This window comes from Paramesorhizobium salinisoli (assembly GCF_003335045.1).
GTDB lineage: Bacteria > Pseudomonadota > Alphaproteobacteria > Rhizobiales > Rhizobiaceae > Paramesorhizobium > Paramesorhizobium salinisoli.
This window is the reverse complement of sequence record NZ_QOZG01000007.1, coordinates 253469-269744: the sequence shown is the minus strand read 5'-3', so window position 1 is coordinate 269744 and position 16276 is coordinate 253469. Positions and strand designations below refer to the sequence as shown.

Annotated in this window: 15 protein-coding genes and 1 pseudogene; 3 read left to right on the top strand and 13 right to left on the bottom strand. The window is 59.3% G+C overall.

Annotation, left to right across the window (positions count from 1 at the left end):
• Window positions 1-58: 58 nt before the first annotated feature.
• From DUT91_RS26700 to DUT91_RS17890, 3 genes and pseudogenes are all read right to left on the bottom strand, one after another.
• Window positions 59-1159, bottom strand: coding sequence for a patatin-like phospholipase family protein (locus DUT91_RS26700; protein WP_114441850.1), 1101 nt, complete (start codon window positions 1157-1159; stop codon window positions 59-61).
• Window positions 1160-1538: 379 nt separating this feature from the next.
• Window positions 1539-5054, bottom strand: coding sequence for a hypothetical protein (locus tag DUT91_RS17895; protein ID WP_147272208.1), 3516 nt, complete (start codon window positions 5052-5054; stop codon window positions 1539-1541).
• A gap of 223 nt (window positions 5055-5277) precedes the next feature.
• Window positions 5278-5484, bottom strand: a pseudogene (locus DUT91_RS17890) (recombinase family protein); the annotation flags it as partial.
• A 79-nt stretch (window positions 5485-5563) separates the two neighbouring features.
• On the opposite strand from DUT91_RS17890, the gene DUT91_RS17885 reads away from it, so the two are divergent.
• Window positions 5564-6124 (top strand): Tn3 family transposase, encoded by a 561-nt coding sequence (locus DUT91_RS17885; protein WP_114441848.1) that lies wholly within the window; start codon window positions 5564-5566, stop codon window positions 6122-6124.
• A 41-nt stretch (window positions 6125-6165) separates the two neighbouring features.
• On the opposite strand, the gene DUT91_RS17880 is transcribed toward DUT91_RS17885, so the two are convergent.
• From DUT91_RS17880 to DUT91_RS17870, 3 genes are all read right to left on the bottom strand, one after another.
• On the bottom strand, window positions 6166-6432 hold the full coding sequence (locus DUT91_RS17880; RefSeq protein WP_200835008.1) for a hypothetical protein: 267 nt from the start codon (window positions 6430-6432) through the stop codon (window positions 6166-6168).
• A 99-nt stretch (window positions 6433-6531) separates the two neighbouring features.
• Window positions 6532-7191: a L,D-transpeptidase gene (locus DUT91_RS17875; RefSeq protein ID WP_200835007.1), complete on the bottom strand. Its 660-nt coding sequence runs from the start codon at window positions 7189-7191 to the stop codon at window positions 6532-6534.
• 29 nt (window positions 7192-7220) lie between these two features.
• Window positions 7221-8261 carry an EscU/YscU/HrcU family type III secretion system export apparatus switch protein gene (locus DUT91_RS17870; protein ID WP_114441846.1) on the bottom strand — a complete coding sequence of 347 codons (1041 nt, stop codon included), beginning with the start codon at window positions 8259-8261 and terminating at the stop codon, window positions 7221-7223.
• A gap of 104 nt (window positions 8262-8365) precedes the next feature.
• Here DUT91_RS17870 and DUT91_RS17865 point away from each other — a divergent pair, with 104 nt between their 5' ends.
• Window positions 8366-9169: a tetratricopeptide repeat protein gene (locus DUT91_RS17865; protein ID WP_114441845.1), complete on the top strand. Its 804-nt coding sequence runs from the start codon at window positions 8366-8368 to the stop codon at window positions 9167-9169.
• Between the two features lie 23 nt (window positions 9170-9192).
• Here DUT91_RS17865 and DUT91_RS17860 read toward each other — a convergent pair whose 3' ends face one another.
• The 7 genes from DUT91_RS17860 to DUT91_RS26220 all read right to left on the bottom strand — a co-directional run bounded on the left by DUT91_RS17860 (window position 9193) and on the right by DUT91_RS26220 (window position 15136).
• Complete coding sequence (locus DUT91_RS17860; RefSeq protein ID WP_245419782.1) at window positions 9193-9642, bottom strand: CpaD family pilus assembly protein; 450 nt, start codon at window positions 9640-9642, stop codon at window positions 9193-9195.
• Window positions 9632-10936 carry a type II and III secretion system protein family protein gene (locus DUT91_RS17855; RefSeq protein WP_114441877.1) on the bottom strand — a complete coding sequence of 435 codons (1305 nt, stop codon included), beginning with the start codon at window positions 10934-10936 and terminating at the stop codon, window positions 9632-9634. The genes DUT91_RS17860 and DUT91_RS17855 overlap by 11 nt, the downstream gene beginning before the upstream one ends.
• 80 nt (window positions 10937-11016) lie before the next feature.
• On the bottom strand, window positions 11017-13155 hold the full coding sequence (gene sctV / locus DUT91_RS17850; RefSeq protein WP_114441843.1) for a type III secretion system export apparatus subunit SctV: 2139 nt from the start codon (window positions 13153-13155) through the stop codon (window positions 11017-11019).
• Window positions 13152-13481 (bottom strand): tetratricopeptide repeat protein, encoded by a 330-nt coding sequence (locus DUT91_RS17845; protein ID WP_114441842.1) that lies wholly within the window; start codon window positions 13479-13481, stop codon window positions 13152-13154. Before DUT91_RS17845 ends, sctV begins: the two co-directional genes overlap by 4 nt.
• Entirely contained in the window at window positions 13478-13888 is a 411-nt protein-coding gene (locus DUT91_RS17840; protein WP_114441841.1) for a hypothetical protein, read from the bottom strand. The genes DUT91_RS17845 and DUT91_RS17840 overlap by 4 nt, the downstream gene beginning before the upstream one ends.
• Window positions 13889-13916: 28 nt before the next feature.
• Window positions 13917-14831, bottom strand: a complete 915-nt coding sequence (locus tag DUT91_RS17835) for a SctD/MshK family protein (RefSeq protein WP_114441840.1) — start codon at window positions 14829-14831, stop codon at window positions 13917-13919.
• A gap of 143 nt (window positions 14832-14974) precedes the next feature.
• On the bottom strand, window positions 14975-15136 hold the full coding sequence (locus DUT91_RS26220) for a hypothetical protein (protein WP_200835006.1): 162 nt from the start codon (window positions 15134-15136) through the stop codon (window positions 14975-14977).
• Window positions 15137-15584: 448 nt separating this feature from the next.
• Between DUT91_RS26220 and DUT91_RS17830 the strand changes: the two genes are divergently transcribed.
• Window positions 15585-16268: a type III secretion protein gene (locus tag DUT91_RS17830; protein WP_147272207.1), complete on the top strand. Its 684-nt coding sequence runs from the start codon at window positions 15585-15587 to the stop codon at window positions 16266-16268.
• The last annotated feature ends 8 nt before the right edge of the window (window positions 16269-16276 follow it).

The window sequence follows — 16276 nt, the reverse complement described above, 5'->3', positions numbered from 1 at the left end:
CAGGTCCAATCGCGGCGGGCGGCGCTCTACCCGGCACAGGATCAGATGCTTGACGGCGTCAAAACCGATCGCTCCGAGCTGGAGGGCCTGCTTCACAGCCGCATGCAGATCCGCAAGGTCGAAGCTCCAATTTGGCCGTTGCCGCCGTTTCCGCATCGAGGACCTTCTTAACGGCCCTATCGACGGACAGATCGAACTCGAGAAGATGCAAGCTTGTTGAAAGTTCGAGCCGTTCAGCCTGGCCGGCAGCACGAAGATTAAGTTCGGAAGAGCCGAACAGTCCAGTTTGAATGAAGGCACCTAGCCAATTTAGCCGATTGAGGATGCGCCGTTCCTTGGCTGTCTGGATCTCGACGGCGAGGGTGATGGCATCCGGATCAAGTTCACGCTCTTCATCAAACGGCCAGGCAGGGAGGTTTGAGACAATCCCTCCGTCCATATGCAAGTTTTCGTCAATGATCAGCGGTTCGAATATGATCGGAAGGGAGATGGAGGCAGCGACCGCATCCGCCACAGGGACATTCGGCGTTCGCTCAGGAGAAAAAAGCTCCATCTTCCCGGTCGTCAGATTGGCGCTTACGATCTTGAGGATCGGCCGACCGTCGCGGCCAAAGTCGCTCATTCGAACGACGCGTCCCGATTCTGATGGGAACATCCGCTGCTGGAGGAGGATGCCGAGGGCTTCAGAAAACTCCCGCGATCTAGCGAGTCCTGATAAAAGCGACGTCGCGACGCAGCCAAGAAAAATAATCAGTGCAGTGAAAATAGCTGCGGCTAGAAAAATTCTACCCCATGCCAAGAACGCACCGACCGAAATAAGAGCGAGTGCTACACCCACCAGCGAGACGCATAAAATAGTCGGCAACATCGGCATCGCGGTGCGAAAAAGCCAGACTTTCCACCATCCCCATCTCCCGAACAGATGCTTTGCCTGTTTGATGGAGGGCCTAATCTCGCCAAGCCGCGATATGACGGAAGATTTGTCGAGTGGGTTCAAAAGCTCATCTGCTGAGAACCCCGAGGCCTTTAGCGTCGCAACCAATGCTCCCGCGGATGTGCCAGAGAGCCCTCTGAAATCGACACCCTTTGATTCCAGCGCTCTTAGAGCGCCGAGATGAATCAGTGCCTTCGCACCGCCCCCGGCAAACGCCACAAACATTCGATGGGTCAAAGGCTTTCCACTGCGCGTTTAGGATGTTGCCCGGTCTTATCAAACGGAGGTGGAGAACGGAACTACGAAGATCACCGCTACGCCCTTTCGGTCCATCATTGATTTCGCCAGCAGGGACTTCGAAAATAGCAAGCTGCCGCTTTTCTCGTCCGTATCCAGCCCTCCTGCCTCGTATGAGCAGCTTTCCCCACCGTTGTAGAAGAGGCGGGGTCCATTTTTGAAGGATGCTAAATCGAATCCGGGCGCTCTACCAAAGAAGTTATACAGAAACGAACATTGGCTAGGAGCATTCAATTGCTCATCGAGCCCGAGGCGCTGCCCATCTCACGATAATTCACCAACCCGTCAGAATCTTTGGGGAGCGGTACTAGTTCCTCATCGGCGGCAGCTCGATTCCAGGATTATTGAGCATGCCCATCGTTTGTCCTTCGGGAATCGTGCCCTCTATCCAATTGTTCAACTGCTCGATCGTTAGCGGCTGAGGATAATAGCCCCGCTCGTCCGCGGCCCGTGACTCCATCAGGTATCCGTCGTCGTCAGATTGGTGATCGACGATGATTCCCTTCGAGGCGTTGGACAACTCCCTCAGCATGTCGTTGGGCAATGCATCCTCATTGTAAAGAATATACTTGAAAAACTCCTGTTTCTCTTCAGGCGTGTCATAGCCGCGATACTCGGCCAATTGTTCCAGGAGCGGGAACAGCGGACGGCCGACCGCCTCATCGGAGGCGCCGAAATCGTCTCTGCCTTCTGCCAGGATCGCCGCGCGCTCTTCGTTCACGGGCGGTTCCAGATTGGCTAGAATGGACTTCATGTCTGCTTCGAAATAGGTGCGCTGGTTCTCATTCGATTTCCAGTGCAAGATTGCTGCGCCGCCCAGCCAAACCGCCGCTGAAATCCAACCCAACGGTCCCGCCCAGGAGGAGCCGGCAAGTATCGCGACGGCGTGAGCCGTGCTGGCGGCACCCATGGAGGTCCAAACGACACCGCCCAGCGTATTGCCGTTGGAAAATTCCGTGCCCGCGGTCCAGAAGGCGATCGGCCCCGTCACCGCCGAAACCGTGTTTCCGAGGACTCTGACAGCGCCAGGGCCGTTCACGAATCCTGTACGGGTAAACCGGTCAAGGCGCCCGCCCTGATTGAAGATGCTACCCATTCCCGTTGACGGCCTGACGTGCCTGCCCTGTGGAATGAAGAAGTTCTGGACACCGGCGGCCGCCACACGTGTCATATCCAGCCCAGCCAGGGTGCCGAAGACCATCGCCCAGGCCTTATCGTCGAGACGGTCGGAGGCTATGAACTCATCGAAGCCCCAGATATTCAGGGCGCCGCTGACGGAGCTGAAGGGAATCGCCGCGGCCCGCTGGCTACGCAAACCTTCCTGTGGCTCGAAATTCGGGCCCCAGCGATTGGCGATGTTTTCCGCAATGGGCGACGGATTTACCAAAGCCGTTGAAACCTGCAGGCTCGAATTCTTGATTTCGCGCGAGAGGAAACCGCCGCTTGGGCCATTGGGCTGCCCATTCTCAAGCGCTTCCAATGTCATCAGCAGCGATGCGCCGTGGACGGGCTGGTCGCGCAGTGCCGCAAGTGCTTCCTCGCGGCTCATGCCCTCCAGACCGTTCAGAACCTCTTTCACCGGTCCTGGTAGTTCCGCCATTCCGGGCGGAAGATCGATAATGTTGGAATCCGGATTTGCGAGCTGGTCTTCTATTTTGCCATAGGTGTCCAGAACATCGTTGAATACCGTGTTGAACTCTTCCTCGGAGACATTCTCGTAGAGGGAAGCATATTCCTGAAACAGTTCGGAATCCTCGAGCCTCGTCCCGACCTGCTCCAGCGTCAAGGTGGGGAGCGGCTCCTGTGGCATGCCCAAGCCGGATGCCCCAATCATTGAGATTGCGTTTTTGTCGTTCTCGTTGCCGAGAAGCGTTGTTTTCAGGTCTCCGTGCTCGCCGGTCAAACGCTCATAGCCATCGAGGCCAGTTCCCTCGAGGTTGCGCAATGACTCGGGCAAGGCTTCCAGGGCCGCGTTCGTCGCGACCGCCCCGGCAAAAAGACGCTCGAAATCTCTGACGGTTTCAGGGTTCTCCTCAAGGTTCCCTTGTTCGGTAGCGCCGATCGCTTGCTGGCGATCCTCCTCGGGAACAAGTCCCTCCAGATTAGCCCCAGCATACTGTGGATCACCGAAGAGGCGAATATAATCCTGCGTGGTCTGATCCGCGTCTTGCGTCAGTTTGTTGACGCCGACGGAGATCATATGCAGCATGTTGTCGGCAGCTCCATCCCAGCCGCCTTTTTTCGCGTATTGGTCGGCCATGGCAATCGCCAGGGTCGCCCCGTCTCCGTTACCGATGCTTTCTGCAATCCCCAATCGCAGCATCCGGTCACCAGCCGTTCCCGCTTCAGGGTTTAGGTGGCCGCTATCTGCGTCCACCAACAGTTTCGCCAAGCGAGAGACGCCTTCGGGAATCTGCATCCGCCCGTTTTCATCGAGTTCCGCAGATGCGCCGGCCTGGGTGGCGACTACGTTCAAATCGCTGAGCAGTTCTGCTTCTTCGTCGGAGATCGTCCCATCTCCGTCCGCAGAAGTCTCCTGCAGCGGATAGACAATCTCGGCCAGCCGCGAAGTCGGCGGATTGTCCTCGTCTCCATAAGTTCCGGTCGGCGGCATCTCCGAAAGCTCGACGAGGATCTGGTCGGCCCGATCGGCGGGAACACCAAACAATTGAAGTTCCAGCGAATCGCCATCGGTGATCCTCTCGGCAACATCGGTGACCATCACCTGATGATTTGCAGCCTCCAGCGCGTCGAGGTAGCCCTGATCCACCTTCAGCGTTTCAGCATCGATTGGGCCATAAAAAGCCAGTTCCGCTATGAAGTCGTTTACGACCTGATCGCTATCGAAATCGGGTGAGGTTGGGTAGGCCGGATTGATCTTGCTGCGCAAGACATCCTCTAGTTCTGCCTGGAAGGCGCTCCAGTCTCCGCTCTCAACCGCTGCCGCCCCGCTTTCCCGCAGGCTGGAAAACAGCCCGTTCATGTTCATACTAAAGGACTCGGCCCGGGAGTCGATCAGGTCCGACAAGCCCTCGGCTTGCGGCAGAACGGCTTGCAAATGGTCCCTGATCTCATTTAGCTCAGTTTCGAACTCTTCACCGTCCATTATGCCGGCGGCGGAGATGAGCTCGGCGTCCACAAGCCCTTGCAACTCCCCTTTCTGGGCGTTCGACAGATCGTCGATGGAGTCCGATCCATCGAGAATCTCGAACATTCCCTGGATATCCTGTATGCGCTCGTCGCTGAGGACCGTGAGCACATGCGTCTCCGGCAGGCCGCCGGGATCCGGGCGCATTTCGGGATTGATCCGCGTCAAAAGCTCCGCATATTGCTCGGCATAATCCTTGTCGGGGTCGAAGCCAAGCTTTTCCGCCACTTCTGGGTCGAGATCCTGGTCGTAACCGAGCTGCCGCGCGATCTCGATGAGCGAATCGCCTTCCTGCGCCCTATAGGTGATCTGGCCCGTGGGGCTGTTATTCGCGGGATTGCTGCCGTCGAGCTCGGTTCTCGGTTCTTGCGCCGGAGTGACATTGTTGACCGGCACCAACGGCTCGTTCCCGCCTGTCTGCTGCGTATGGTACCCGAAGGCGAGGGGAGCGTTCTGATAATGGTCAAACCCGTTCGTGTGAGTAACAGTATTGTTTCGGGGCTGGCTATCTCCAACGGGATTCTCTGCAGAATCGACGAAGTTGTTCGTCAATGTTTCCGGGGTATTCCTGGAGCCGTTTTGCTCAACGATCCTATTCCAGATGACGGATGAATTTTGATTTGCTTTGTTAAAAAACGGCGTCAATCTGTTAAAAATTCTGTCAATCGTAGCCATTGTCCCTCCTTGCTATACTTCCCCGACCAACATCACGCTTTCCTCGCTGGAATGACCAACCCCCTCCGCGAGCGGTCGTCCATCGAGCCCCAGTGACAGAATTATGTACTTCCAGCGGTTGTGCACAACAAAAAAATTCCATTTGTAATGATTTTCTGCTTTATTCCATCTGAAATATACTTGGCTGGCGCGCCCTTCTGCTGGCTGGGCCTCCGAAATCAGGCCGCCCTTTGTAGACGCCTCTGGCCTTCGCTGCCGCGATCCCTTCCATTTGCCGCTCCCGCCGCAGGTTTGTTTCGGACTCGGCGAACACGCCGAGCATATCCAGAAACGCTTTGCCGCTCGCTGTCGCCGTGTCGATCGGCTGTTCGGTCGCGCGCAACGCCACGCTTTTCGCTTTCAGCGTCCGCACGATGTCTTGGAGATCGCCATCCTGACCCGGCGAGCCGACAATCAGGCGGCCGCTCGCGTGAGCCGGTCGGTTCGGGAGGTGCAGAAGCCACTGAAGGATGTTTCGAAAGTATGCCACGCGATCATTGATGCGAGAGACGACCCTGCTGGCCAAGCTATCCGCGTTCCCGCGTCAGAACGGACCGGCGCTGGCGCTCTGCGATCTCGGCCGCATCAATCGGTCCATCTTCCTACCCCAGTGGTGGCAAAATCCGAAATGCGCAGAAACACGACTGCAGACCTCAACAAGAGCGAAGCACAGAACACTCTTCCCGCGCGCTGTTCTTAACCGTCTCGGAGAATTGCGCGACAGGATCTTCGAGAGCCAGTTCTATAGAGCATCCGGATTGAACCTGTTGATCAACGCCATCGTCTACCGGAACACGCTTTATCTCGAACCTGCTTTCACCGAACTCAACCGGGAGGATATCTCCACGCCGCCCGACGTCATCAAGCACATTACCCCGCTCGGCTGGCAGCACATCAGCCTCACCGGCGATTATATCTGGACCCCGACGGACGGCGTTGATCTAAGGCCATGCGGCGGGAAACTTCGATCCTCGCCACGTGATCACCTACGTTCTCAAATGTCGGACAGATCGACCACTTTCGTGTCGTGACGCCATTTGGCGCCTGAATCTAGGCATATCCACGCTGTGGTTCACGGAAGATCAACCCAAGTGTTTTGTGGATAGCCATCAGGTTCGAGAGCCGTTGGTGTCGCGATCCATGCGCCGAGTTCGCCGGCCTTCCAGCGCCGATAGGTCCGCACCGGTAAAATCAAGCAGCGTAGCCGCCTGACCGTCCGTGATATCCCACAGACGGAAAGATTGAGGGCGGCCCGAAACACCGCTCCCGCCTCATCATCTGTCAGGGGCGCAGAGGAAAAGTCTCGCGGTTTGGCATCGATGGGCACCAGGGTGATCATGGTTTGTCTCCTACATGGCATAAATAGGAGAATTCATGCAAATGGCCGGGCCCTGTCTGCGCGTGCCAGTGATGTCAATCCGAGCGTACGGGAGCTCGATCACAATACGACAACCTTGGCTCCGATCTTTACGCGTCGATAAAGGTCAACGACATCGTCATTGCGCATCCGGAAACAGCCAGACGACGCCTGCCGGCCCACGGTTTCCGGCTCGTTGGAACCATGGATGCGGTAAAGCGTGTCACCGAGATAGAGGGCGCGCGCGCCCAGCGGATTGTCGGGCCCGCCGGGCATATGGGCAGGCAGGTCCGGCCGCCGGGCCAGCATATCCGCCGGCGGGCGCCAATCCGGCCATTCCCGCTTTGCGGAAATATATTCCGCGCCCGTCCAGCCGAACCCTTCGCGTCCGACCCCCACCGCATAACGGATGGCCCTGTCATCGCCCTGCACGAGGAAGAGCGCGCGCCGGCCTGTTTCGATCACGATCGTTCCCGGCGCTTCGCTGGTTGCATAGTGCACCACCGTCGGGCCGGGGGCGGTGGGAGAAGCCGTATGATCGCTTCCGCGCTCCGCCGGCTGCGAAAAACGGTCTGCGGGCTGCAGCAGGAAATCGAGATATCCATCGCCCATCTTCACCAAGCCGGTCTTCTTGTCCAACACCGGTGGCGCATCGTTCAATGGCTGCGCGACAGCCACCGAACCGTACAATCCGGCGAAGCCGCAGAGGCAAAGCAGCGTTATCCCTTTGTATCTGGTCATCGTCACGAAAAACTCCCTGGTGGTCGGCATCAGATCAGATTGGCGGCGACGAGACTGTTCGCAGCGCGCTGGAAGCAGCTTTCGGGTATCGGCTCGCCGACGGAAGCGCCGGCCGCGATCTGCCGCGCCAGTTCTCCATCCCGAGAAAATGGTGTGCCCTGTTCGCCGGCCTGACGGAGCATCGTCCGGGCGGCATCGCCCCTCGCCCGGCAAACCACGATCGGCACCGGCGTCTCGCCACGGTGATAGCGAATGCCGACAACCATTCCGTCCGGATCGCCGATGAGAAGGGAAGCGTTCTGCAACCCGGTCCTGGCGCCAGCCAGTTCGCGGCGCCGGCGCATCCGCTCGCGACGCAGAAGCGGATCGCCCTCCATATCCTTCTGCTCGCGCTTGCTCTCGGTTTTCGTCATCCGCATGTCGCGCCGGAACAGCCACCGCTGCAGGAATACGTCGCAAAGCCCGACAACAAGGAAGACGATCATGGCAGTGACGATGAGGGGGCGCAGCATCGCCAGGAATGTCGGCCGCGTGCATGCCCCGCCGCAGGCGGGAGATTCAAAGAGCGCCTGGATACCGGTGCGGAAGACGATCACGAAGGCGGTGGCAAGCGTCAGGATCTTAAATGAGGACTTGCCGAATTCCACGACACTCTTCAACGAAAAGAGCCGTTTGAGGCCGGAAGCCGGATTGATCCGTTCGAAATCCGGCTCGACCGGTTTGAAGGAGAAGACAAAGCCCTTCGTTATGGCAATATTGGTGAGAATGCTGGCGGCAACCGTGATCGCCAGAATGGGGATGACGGTGGTCAGCAGCTCTTCCGCGGCAATCGTGCTCAGGCGGTGCCAGACCTCGGTAAACGGCCTTTCATAGATATGAGAGGCTTCGTCAAGCATCGACCTGGCGCTGATCTCGATTCTTGGAACGAGAAATATCAGAAAGATCGTGCAGCAAAGAATGCTAATGCCGGAGATCAGATCCGGACTATGCAGCACCTGCCCCTTCTTGCGCGCGTCCCTGATCTTCTTTTCGGACGCGGGAAGCGTTTTTTCTTCACTGGTCTCGTTCACGGTCGCAGGCCCCCATGATTTATCGCAAAGTCGCGGCGATGCACCGCTTCGCAATTGCGTAAACATGCCGATTGATTAGTATCCGCGCAAAGAGAGGAAGCGGGATGAAAATTCATCGATTCGGCCACCTTGTCGCCACCGTGGCGGCCGCCGGTCTTTCGGCGTGTACGACCACAGGCACAACGACCGGAACCACTGAAAAGCCGGCTAACGATCCTTCCCGCCTCATGAAGATCGCCAGGGATGTCGAGACCCGCGGCGACAGCACCACGGCCCTGGCGCTCTATGAACGCGCGGCCGAAATGTCCGGTGACCCGTCGGTCAATATCAGGCTTGGCGAGGCGCGGCTGAAGGCAAATGATCTCAAGGGCGCCGAGGAAGCTTTCCGCGCAGCGTTGCAAAAGAGCCCGAACCAACCCCAGGCCCTGCTTGGGCTCGGCACGGCGCAGTTGCACAACGGCGAAGCCGAAGCCGCGGTGCGTACCCTCACCCCTGCCGCCCAGGCGGCCGGCACAGTCGCCGCTTATAACAAGCTCGGCACTGCCCTGGTTCTGGCCGGCCGCAGTGACGAAGCGAAAGCCGCGTTCAGGAAAGCCGTCGCGCTCGAGCCCGGCAATCTCGACGCTCAGACCAATCTGGCATTGGCGGAGGCGCTGTCGAGTGAAGCGGACGCCGGAGTTGCGACGATGCGCACCGTTATCCAGTCGCCGCTCGCCCGGCGCCGCCATTTCGTCAATTATATTATCGTGTTGAGCCTTGCGGGCAAAGCAGACGAAGCCCGTGCCGTTAACGTCCCCGATATGCCGAAAGCCAGCAAGGAACGGATTTTGAAGCAAGCCGTGAAGCTGCGCTCGATCAGCGACCCGGTCGCACGCGCCCGCGCGATCGGCCTTCTGGCGTCGGTCTGAGCCGTCCAATTCCAATCCCGGCGTCAATTCGAAAGCTGTTCCTCACTTCCCAGATTTTGCTGCCGCCGCCTCTGCTCATCGGTCGGCGTGCCCGAAATGTAGGTTTGCGCGGCACGGGCGACGGGCGCCGCCATCGCCGGCCCCATGTCGCGGCCCCGCAGCAGATCCTGCTCGCGCGCGACCATGAACTGGAGGTTGAGGTTGTTGGCACAGCCCGACGGCAGATACAGCGGCTGTGCCGCCGTGTCAGGCGTTGTGCAGGCGTCGGGTACCAGTACCGCATTCGCCTGCGGCATATCATAACCCTTGCGGACCGGGCCCTTGCCCACGCTTCCGCCACCTACCGCAACATAGTGGTAATCCGGCGAATAAGGCTGCGCCTTGCTGGCGCAACCCGCCAGTGCGGAAATGGCGCAAAGGCAGAACGCCACCTTCGTCATGGACCTATGGCTGCGAGGGTAATCACTCGACATAGAATCCATATCCCTTATTGACGGTGGGTTTTGCAGCCTGCGATTTGGCGGTCTGTCGCGGACCGGAGAGCGCTCCCTCCGGGCTGTCCAGCGGTGTTTTCAAGCGGCGCTCGGAAGAGGGGGTAACCAGATAGGGCGTGATCAGAATGACGAGCTCCGTCTCGTTGCGCTGGAAGCGCTTTGACTTGAACAATTCGCCGAGGATCGGAACGTCCCCGACGACGGGCGTTTTCTCGATCTCATGGCTCTCCTGCCGCTGGAAAAGCCCGGCGATCGCAAATGTCTGGCCACTGCCGACCTCCACCATCGTGTCGGCACGGCGCACCTGGAGGGAGGGTACGTTCAGGCCGCCGATCGACACGCTGCCGGCGCTGGAAACGCTGCTGACCTCAGGACGGACCCGAAGCGCGATACGATCATTGGGCAGCAATGTCGGGGTGAACAGGAGGGAGACGCCGAACTGCTTGTATTCGATGCCGATCTGCCGGTCGCCCACCGGAACGGGAATCGGGATTTCGCCGCCTGCGAGAAAACTCGCCGTCTGGCCGGTGACGGCGGTGATGTTGGGTTCGGCGAGGATCGTCAGGATGCCGTTGTCCTGCAAAGCATCGAGCAGAACATCGACGTTGACGCTGTCCCCGCTGTTGACACCCTCTCTCCCGCCTGAGACATAGCCGAAGGAAAACGAGCCGGTATTGACGAAGACGCTCCAGTTCAACCCGTATCTGAGCAGTTCATTTCGCGAAACCTCGGCGAAGCGGACGCGGATATTGACCTGATTGGTACCCGCCATCGTCGTGTTGTTCAGGGGCGGGGTATCGGGCGGGGAATAGCTCTGCAGCACGCTGTTGGCATCAAGCGCTTCGCCGACATTCTTCGCCCGGCCCGTTCCCACCACCTGATCGCCGAACAGGCTGATATCGATCGTCGAGTTGGGCTGCAGCGCCTGCATGGATTGTTGCGGCGCCGTCTCATCCCCAACCACGTGGATACGCACCGTGCCGCGCATGCTCTGATCGGGGCTGAGCGCAATCAGATTGGTCGCGCCGATCTTCGTGGCATAGACATAGACCACGCCCGGAGAGACGACGCGGACGTCAGCGACCGATGTGTCGGCGATAAAGACCGACTCCACGGGCTGGTCGAACCGCAGGATCTGGCCTTGTCCCTTGGTCAACTGGACCGCCTGCCCCGCATTGGCATCGACCTTGACCGTCTGCGCCATGCCCGGGATGGAGAACACAAGGCAAATCGCCACCAGGAGGAGGATTTGCAGCGGGATCAGTCTTGTCATCAATGCTAGGCACCTGATTGCAAATTCATTCATTGGCGCTGTTTCCGAAACAGGACGGCACGCTTTCGGACCCATCATATTCAGGCCTGAGGTGACGCGGCGGGTTCGCTGCTGCGGATCTGGCGAAGCGGAGGCGGTGGCGGGAGGGAAATGGCGCCTAGGGACTGGACACTGAATTCGGACGCAATTTCCTGATACGAGAGGACGGGAAGCCTGATCTCGTTGCGAACGAGCAGATTGCGCAGATGCCTGCGGATATCCATCGAGATCAGCACCGCCCGCACGGCATCCGGGCTTGCCTTCTCGCTATATTGCCGGATCTGCTCGACGATCGGCTTGGCAATCTGCTCGGGAATACCGGCAAATCCCCCACCCTCCCCGCGCTCGAGCGCGGCGCGCATGGCATCCTCGGCATGGCGCGTCAGCACATAGGCCGAGATGACGCGGTTCATCTCGGCATTGCGATGGCTGATCTGTCTGGCTAGCGCCACCCGCGCATGCTCGACCAGCCCGTAAGCCGTCTGGACGCGCGGGCCCCACTCCACGATCGCTTCGAGGATCACCCGGAGATTGCCGATGGGGACATCCTCCTCCACCAGGCGGCGGAGAACCTCGGATATTTTCTGCAGCGAGGCGACGCTCACCGCCTCCTTGACCAGATCCCCATAGTCCTCCTCGATCTGCATCAGGAGCAGTCTCGTTTCCTGAAGGCCAATGAAGTGCGAAGCATATCTGCGCAGCACATCGGCAAGGACATGGGTGAGCACGGCAGATGGTTCCTCGAAGCCGATCCCTGCTTCACGGAGCGCCTCGGCATGGATTTCCTCGACCCATACAGCCTCGCGGTCCCCCGCCGGCGTCGGCCCGCGCCGATAGGGCACCTTCATGAGATCAAGGTCCACCGGATCGCCCGTCAGGAGCAGATATCCCGTCGGAATGGCACCGCTGATGACCGGCACGCCTTCGAGATCGATGCGGAACTCCTCTCCGCCCGACCGTGGATCCACCCTCAGGTCGATCGCGGGCACACTGACGCCGAGATCGTTCAAAAGGTCATGACGCGCCCGGTCGGCCAGTTGTCGGAAGAGCTGCGGGTGCACCTGTGCCGCCAGATCGCGGCCAACCCACGCGATGAGGCGGGAAGACGGCTTGCTGCTCAGCGCCGCCATTTCGTCTTCACGGTTAGTTTCCTGCACCTCGCCCAGGGTCTCCGGTTCCTGTTCACCGGCCGTCCTCGACGCATCACGTCGATGAATGAGATAGGCAAGCCCACCGGCTCCGGCGCCGAGCCCGAAAAAGACCAGTGTCGGAAAACCCGGGACGAAGCCCATGGCGAACAACAGCACTGCGGCAAGCGCCAGCGCACGGGAATCGGCGATGAGCTGACCCACGATCTCGGAGCCGAGATCCTGATCATGCTCTGAGGCGACGCGGGTGACCACAACGCCTGAACCGACCGCTATCAGGAGCGCTGGAATCTGTGCGATCAGGCCGTCGCCGACCGACAGGAGCGAATACGTCTCCGCGGCTTCCGAAAAACGCATGTCGTGCTGCAGCATGCCAACGAAGAGGCCGCCGACGAGATTGACGATGATGATGATCAACCCGGCGATAGCGTCGCCCTTGACGAACTTCATCGCGCCGTCCATGGCGCCGTAGAACTGGCTCTCCCGCTCAAGATTCCGGCGGCGCTGGCGCGCCTCGTCCTGGTCGATATCACCGTTCCGCGCCTCATTGTCGATACTCATCTGCTTGCCGGGCAGGGCATCGAGCGTGAAGCGCGCCGCCACTTCCGCCACGCGTTCCGCACCCTTGGTGATGACAACGAACTGGGCAATGGTGATGACAAGGAAGACAACGAGCCCGATGATCACCTGGCCGGCAATGACGAATTCGCCGAAGGCCGAGACAATCTGCCCCGCATCGGCCTGCAGGAGGATGAGGCGCGTGGTGGTGATGGAGAGCGAAAGGCGGAAGAGTGTCGCAAGGAGAATGACAGAGGGCAGTGCGGAAAACTGCACCGGTTTCGAGATATAGAACGCCACCACCAGAATGAGCAGGCTGAAGGCGATGTTCAACCCGATGAGGAGATCGACAAGAACCGTCGGCATCGGCAGGATCATCATCACGACGGCCAGCATCATGAACGCAGCAATGACGATGTCGGTGCGCTTGGCGGCCCGCCTGGCGAACCCGTTCAGGGCGGCGACTGTACTCATGCTGCGGCCCTGAGATAATCAAGAAATGCGCGATGCGCGCTTACATTCTCACCGTTGACCCACAGCGCCCGGCTTTTCAACAACTGCAGATCGATGGCTTCCTCGCCCTCGATTGCGCTGATTTTTTCGATGGCGGAAAGCGCGCGGTCAGCAGCTCCCGTTTCAAGAAACACAGTGGCGAGCGTGCGCAGGATATTCGTATCCTCGGGCGCGATCCGCGTTGCCAAAAGCAGAAAGACCAGCCCGCGATCGCGATTGCCGCCGCGGCAGTAGAGATAGCCGAGACCGTGCAGGAATTCAGCGCTCTGGCGCGTGTCGACCGTCAATCCACCATCTCCCACCCGCCGATCTCCTGATCGCCCGCTTCCCGGCCCATGCGGTCGTGAAGATCGCGGCGGCTTTCGATCTCCTCGGCGAGAACGGCGGCGGTGATCGATGCAACGTCTGCCTCGATGCCTAGTCCGGGCAGCAGATCCTGCATGACGTATGTGAGGATTTCCTGCGACCGGACCGGGTTGAACATGCCGGGATCGCTGACCTTCGGCTTCGTCAGCCGGGTAATTTCGTCCCGGATGAAGCCCCTGTTCCTGCTTGCCGGTCGTTGCGCGCTGCCCAGCAACGCCTCAAAGGCGCCGACGCGTCTGGAGACAACAGTCTCCGTCACGCTATCTGTGGCAGAGAGCCCCATTTCCCTGCGCTGCCAGTCGCCGTTGCGGCGCAATTCAAGCGTCATACCTGTTCCCCGCAGCCTTTCCGGCCGTTCAGAAAGTTAAGGTAAATTCCTCATCGTTCTTGCGGACCACCATGAGTCCGTTGCTGATGTCCTTGATTACCCATCCGTCCTGCAGCACCGCACCCGGATAAAGCCGCGTGCCGTTCGCCGCGACGGCGTACGGCGCTTCTCCGAACCATATGGCCTGCAGATTGAATCTAGGCTTCGTCTTCGGCGCCTCGGGACCGACCTCGCTCGTCAGAACGTAGGCGCCTCCATAGGTCTGGTCGAACCACTTTTGTATATTGATCCAGTCATTGTGACGCTGCGGCGACAGGCTGCCCGTCACGATCAGGCGCGCGCCGTCCTTGTCGATGGCGAGATGCTCCAGCCCCTTCGCCTTGAGCTCCTCGGCCAATGCCGCCTCCGGCGAAACCTTGGCCAGCGCGGTCGACGTCTTGATCGGATCGGCGGCCTGGGCTGTCTGCGCAGTTTCGAGCGCCGCCACCTCCTGCCGCGACTGGAACATTCCGCCGGCGCCTGCATTCACCGCCGCGATGAACATGAGGGACAAAACCGCACTCCCGGCAATCCAGCGCCCTCCAGGGATATTGATCCGGGCGGAACGCCGCGCTTGCCAACCCGACAGTTTCACATGAGCGGCGCCAAGTCGCAACTCGGCGGGCAGCGGAACTCGTGCGCCATGACCGACCGGTATCAGGGGACCATGCACTACCGTGACCGGGCCGCCGGTCGCCTCGACGAGAACCGCCGAGCGCTCAAGACGCAGGGTCGCATGATGCGCCTCCACCCCGGCGTCACTGAGCGTCAGATCACAATCGGACGTGGAGCCGATACGCCATGCCGTCCCCTCAAGAGGAATGGAAACGCCCCGATGCACCCCGGCCGTCACATGAAACTGCACGTCTGATTGGGGAACCGGTAGCCCAGCAGTCAGTACCATGATCTCACGCTCCAGCTATAACGACCTGACCGTTACGATGCAGCCAGGCCCATCCGCCCGGGCTTGGATAGCAATGGAAATAAACTTAAATTCACGCGGAAATCCGCAGGCGGCCTGTGCCGCCCGCGAACCTCTAATTCGGATTATTGCGGACGCTGCTTGGCAGCATCGAGAGCCGCCTTCTTTTCCGTCGTGATCTCAGTCACCTTCGCCGACTTTTCGATTGCCTTGTCGAAAGCCGCTTCCATCTTTGCGATCGAAGCGTCCGAACCGGTCGATGAGGAGATTCCTGATACGCCGCTCATATGAATGTTCCTTCAGTAGTGGACATTTGAAGACGGTGAACTGCATGCCCGCATGACCCCCTTGTCCAGAAGCTTTCGCTGCGAGATGCAACGGAACCATTACGGGCAGGCGCAATCTAAGTGGTTTTAACGAAGTAGCAACCCAACAAATTGGGGCTCAAATTTGCACAATTCGTGTCATAAATGCGCCAAAAATTGGGATAAGGATTTCATAATCAAAAAGTTTATTGTATCAGTTCGTTTCCAGAGGCGCCGTTTTGGCGAAAATTAGTGAAATCACATATTGTATCAACCTGTTGTATTTAATTACTCATTCCAAAACTGACAAACAATTGTCACTTGATTTCGAAAGCTTAGGCGATAGTCTGACCTACCAGTATGATCCGGTGTGGAGAGCGCCGGCCATTATGATTTCGCAAGTCCCTTTCCGTTCGATCCGGAGGCCTTCGTGCAGACAGCAATGTTCTTGTTGGACAAGACTGCCGGCAGACGATGGAGCACCGCCCTTGCAGCGGGCGGGATCGCATGGCTTGCCGCCACGTTTCCTGCCCATTGTGCGGAATTGGACCTTCTGGACAGGCCCTACGCCTATGTACTCATCGATCAGGATGCACGTGGCGCACTAAGGGAATTCGGCCGCAATCTCGGTATCCCGGTCGATATTTCCGATAGCGTGCGCGGCCAGGTCCGGGGCGAAATCAAGGCCAAGACCGCCGGCGAATTCCTGCGCGAACTGGCTGCCGCAAACGGCCTCGTTTGGTATTTCGACGGTTCAGTCCTGCACGTGAATTCCAGCGAGGAATTCACCACACAGATCATTGATGCGGGCCGGGCCAGCGGCGCCAGAGTGCTTGACGAAATGCAGCGCCTGCGCCTGACCGATCCGCGCTTCTCCATCTATTTCACACCGCATTCCTCCGCGCTGCGCGTATCGGGACCGCCATCCTACATCGCGATGGTCCGTCAGGTCGTATCCACGGTCCAGCCGCCGCCGCAGACGCAGGCGGATGATCCCCGCGTGCGGGTCTTCCGCGGCGGGCGCCGCGATGAGATCGTCACCAGCCATCCGACCCTAGCGGCGGAAATGGAACCGCAGAACCAGCTCTCAGATAAAATCAACCAGCAACGATAGGAGAACCG

Coding starts and splice junctions, on each gene's coding strand:
- DUT91_RS26700 (WP_114441850.1), bottom strand. CDS start 1,159: ATGTTTGTGGCGTTTGCCGGGGGCGGTGCGAAGGCACTGATTCATCTC.
- DUT91_RS17895 (WP_147272208.1), bottom strand. CDS start 5,054: ATGGCTACGATTGACAGAATTTTTAACAGATTGACGCCGTTTTTTAAC.
- DUT91_RS17885 (WP_114441848.1), top strand. CDS start 5,564: ATGTTTCGAAAGTATGCCACGCGATCATTGATGCGAGAGACGACCCTG.
- DUT91_RS17880 (WP_200835008.1), bottom strand. CDS start 6,432: ATGATCACCCTGGTGCCCATCGATGCCAAACCGCGAGACTTTTCCTCT.
- DUT91_RS17875 (WP_200835007.1), bottom strand. CDS start 7,191: ATGACCAGATACAAAGGGATAACGCTGCTTTGCCTCTGCGGCTTCGCC.
- DUT91_RS17865 (WP_114441845.1), top strand. CDS start 8,366: ATGAAAATTCATCGATTCGGCCACCTTGTCGCCACCGTGGCGGCCGCC.
- DUT91_RS17860 (WP_245419782.1), bottom strand. CDS start 9,642: ATGTCGAGTGATTACCCTCGCAGCCATAGGTCCATGACGAAGGTGGCG.
- DUT91_RS17855 (WP_114441877.1), bottom strand. CDS start 10,936: ATGACAAGACTGATCCCGCTGCAAATCCTCCTCCTGGTGGCGATTTGC.
- sctV (WP_114441843.1), bottom strand. CDS start 13,155: ATGAGTACAGTCGCCGCCCTGAACGGGTTCGCCAGGCGGGCCGCCAAG.
- DUT91_RS17840 (WP_114441841.1), bottom strand. CDS start 13,888: ATGACGCTTGAATTGCGCCGCAACGGCGACTGGCAGCGCAGGGAAATG.
- DUT91_RS17835 (WP_114441840.1), bottom strand. CDS start 14,831: ATGGTACTGACTGCTGGGCTACCGGTTCCCCAATCAGACGTGCAGTTT.
- DUT91_RS26220 (WP_200835006.1), bottom strand. CDS start 15,136: ATGAGCGGCGTATCAGGAATCTCCTCATCGACCGGTTCGGACGCTTCG.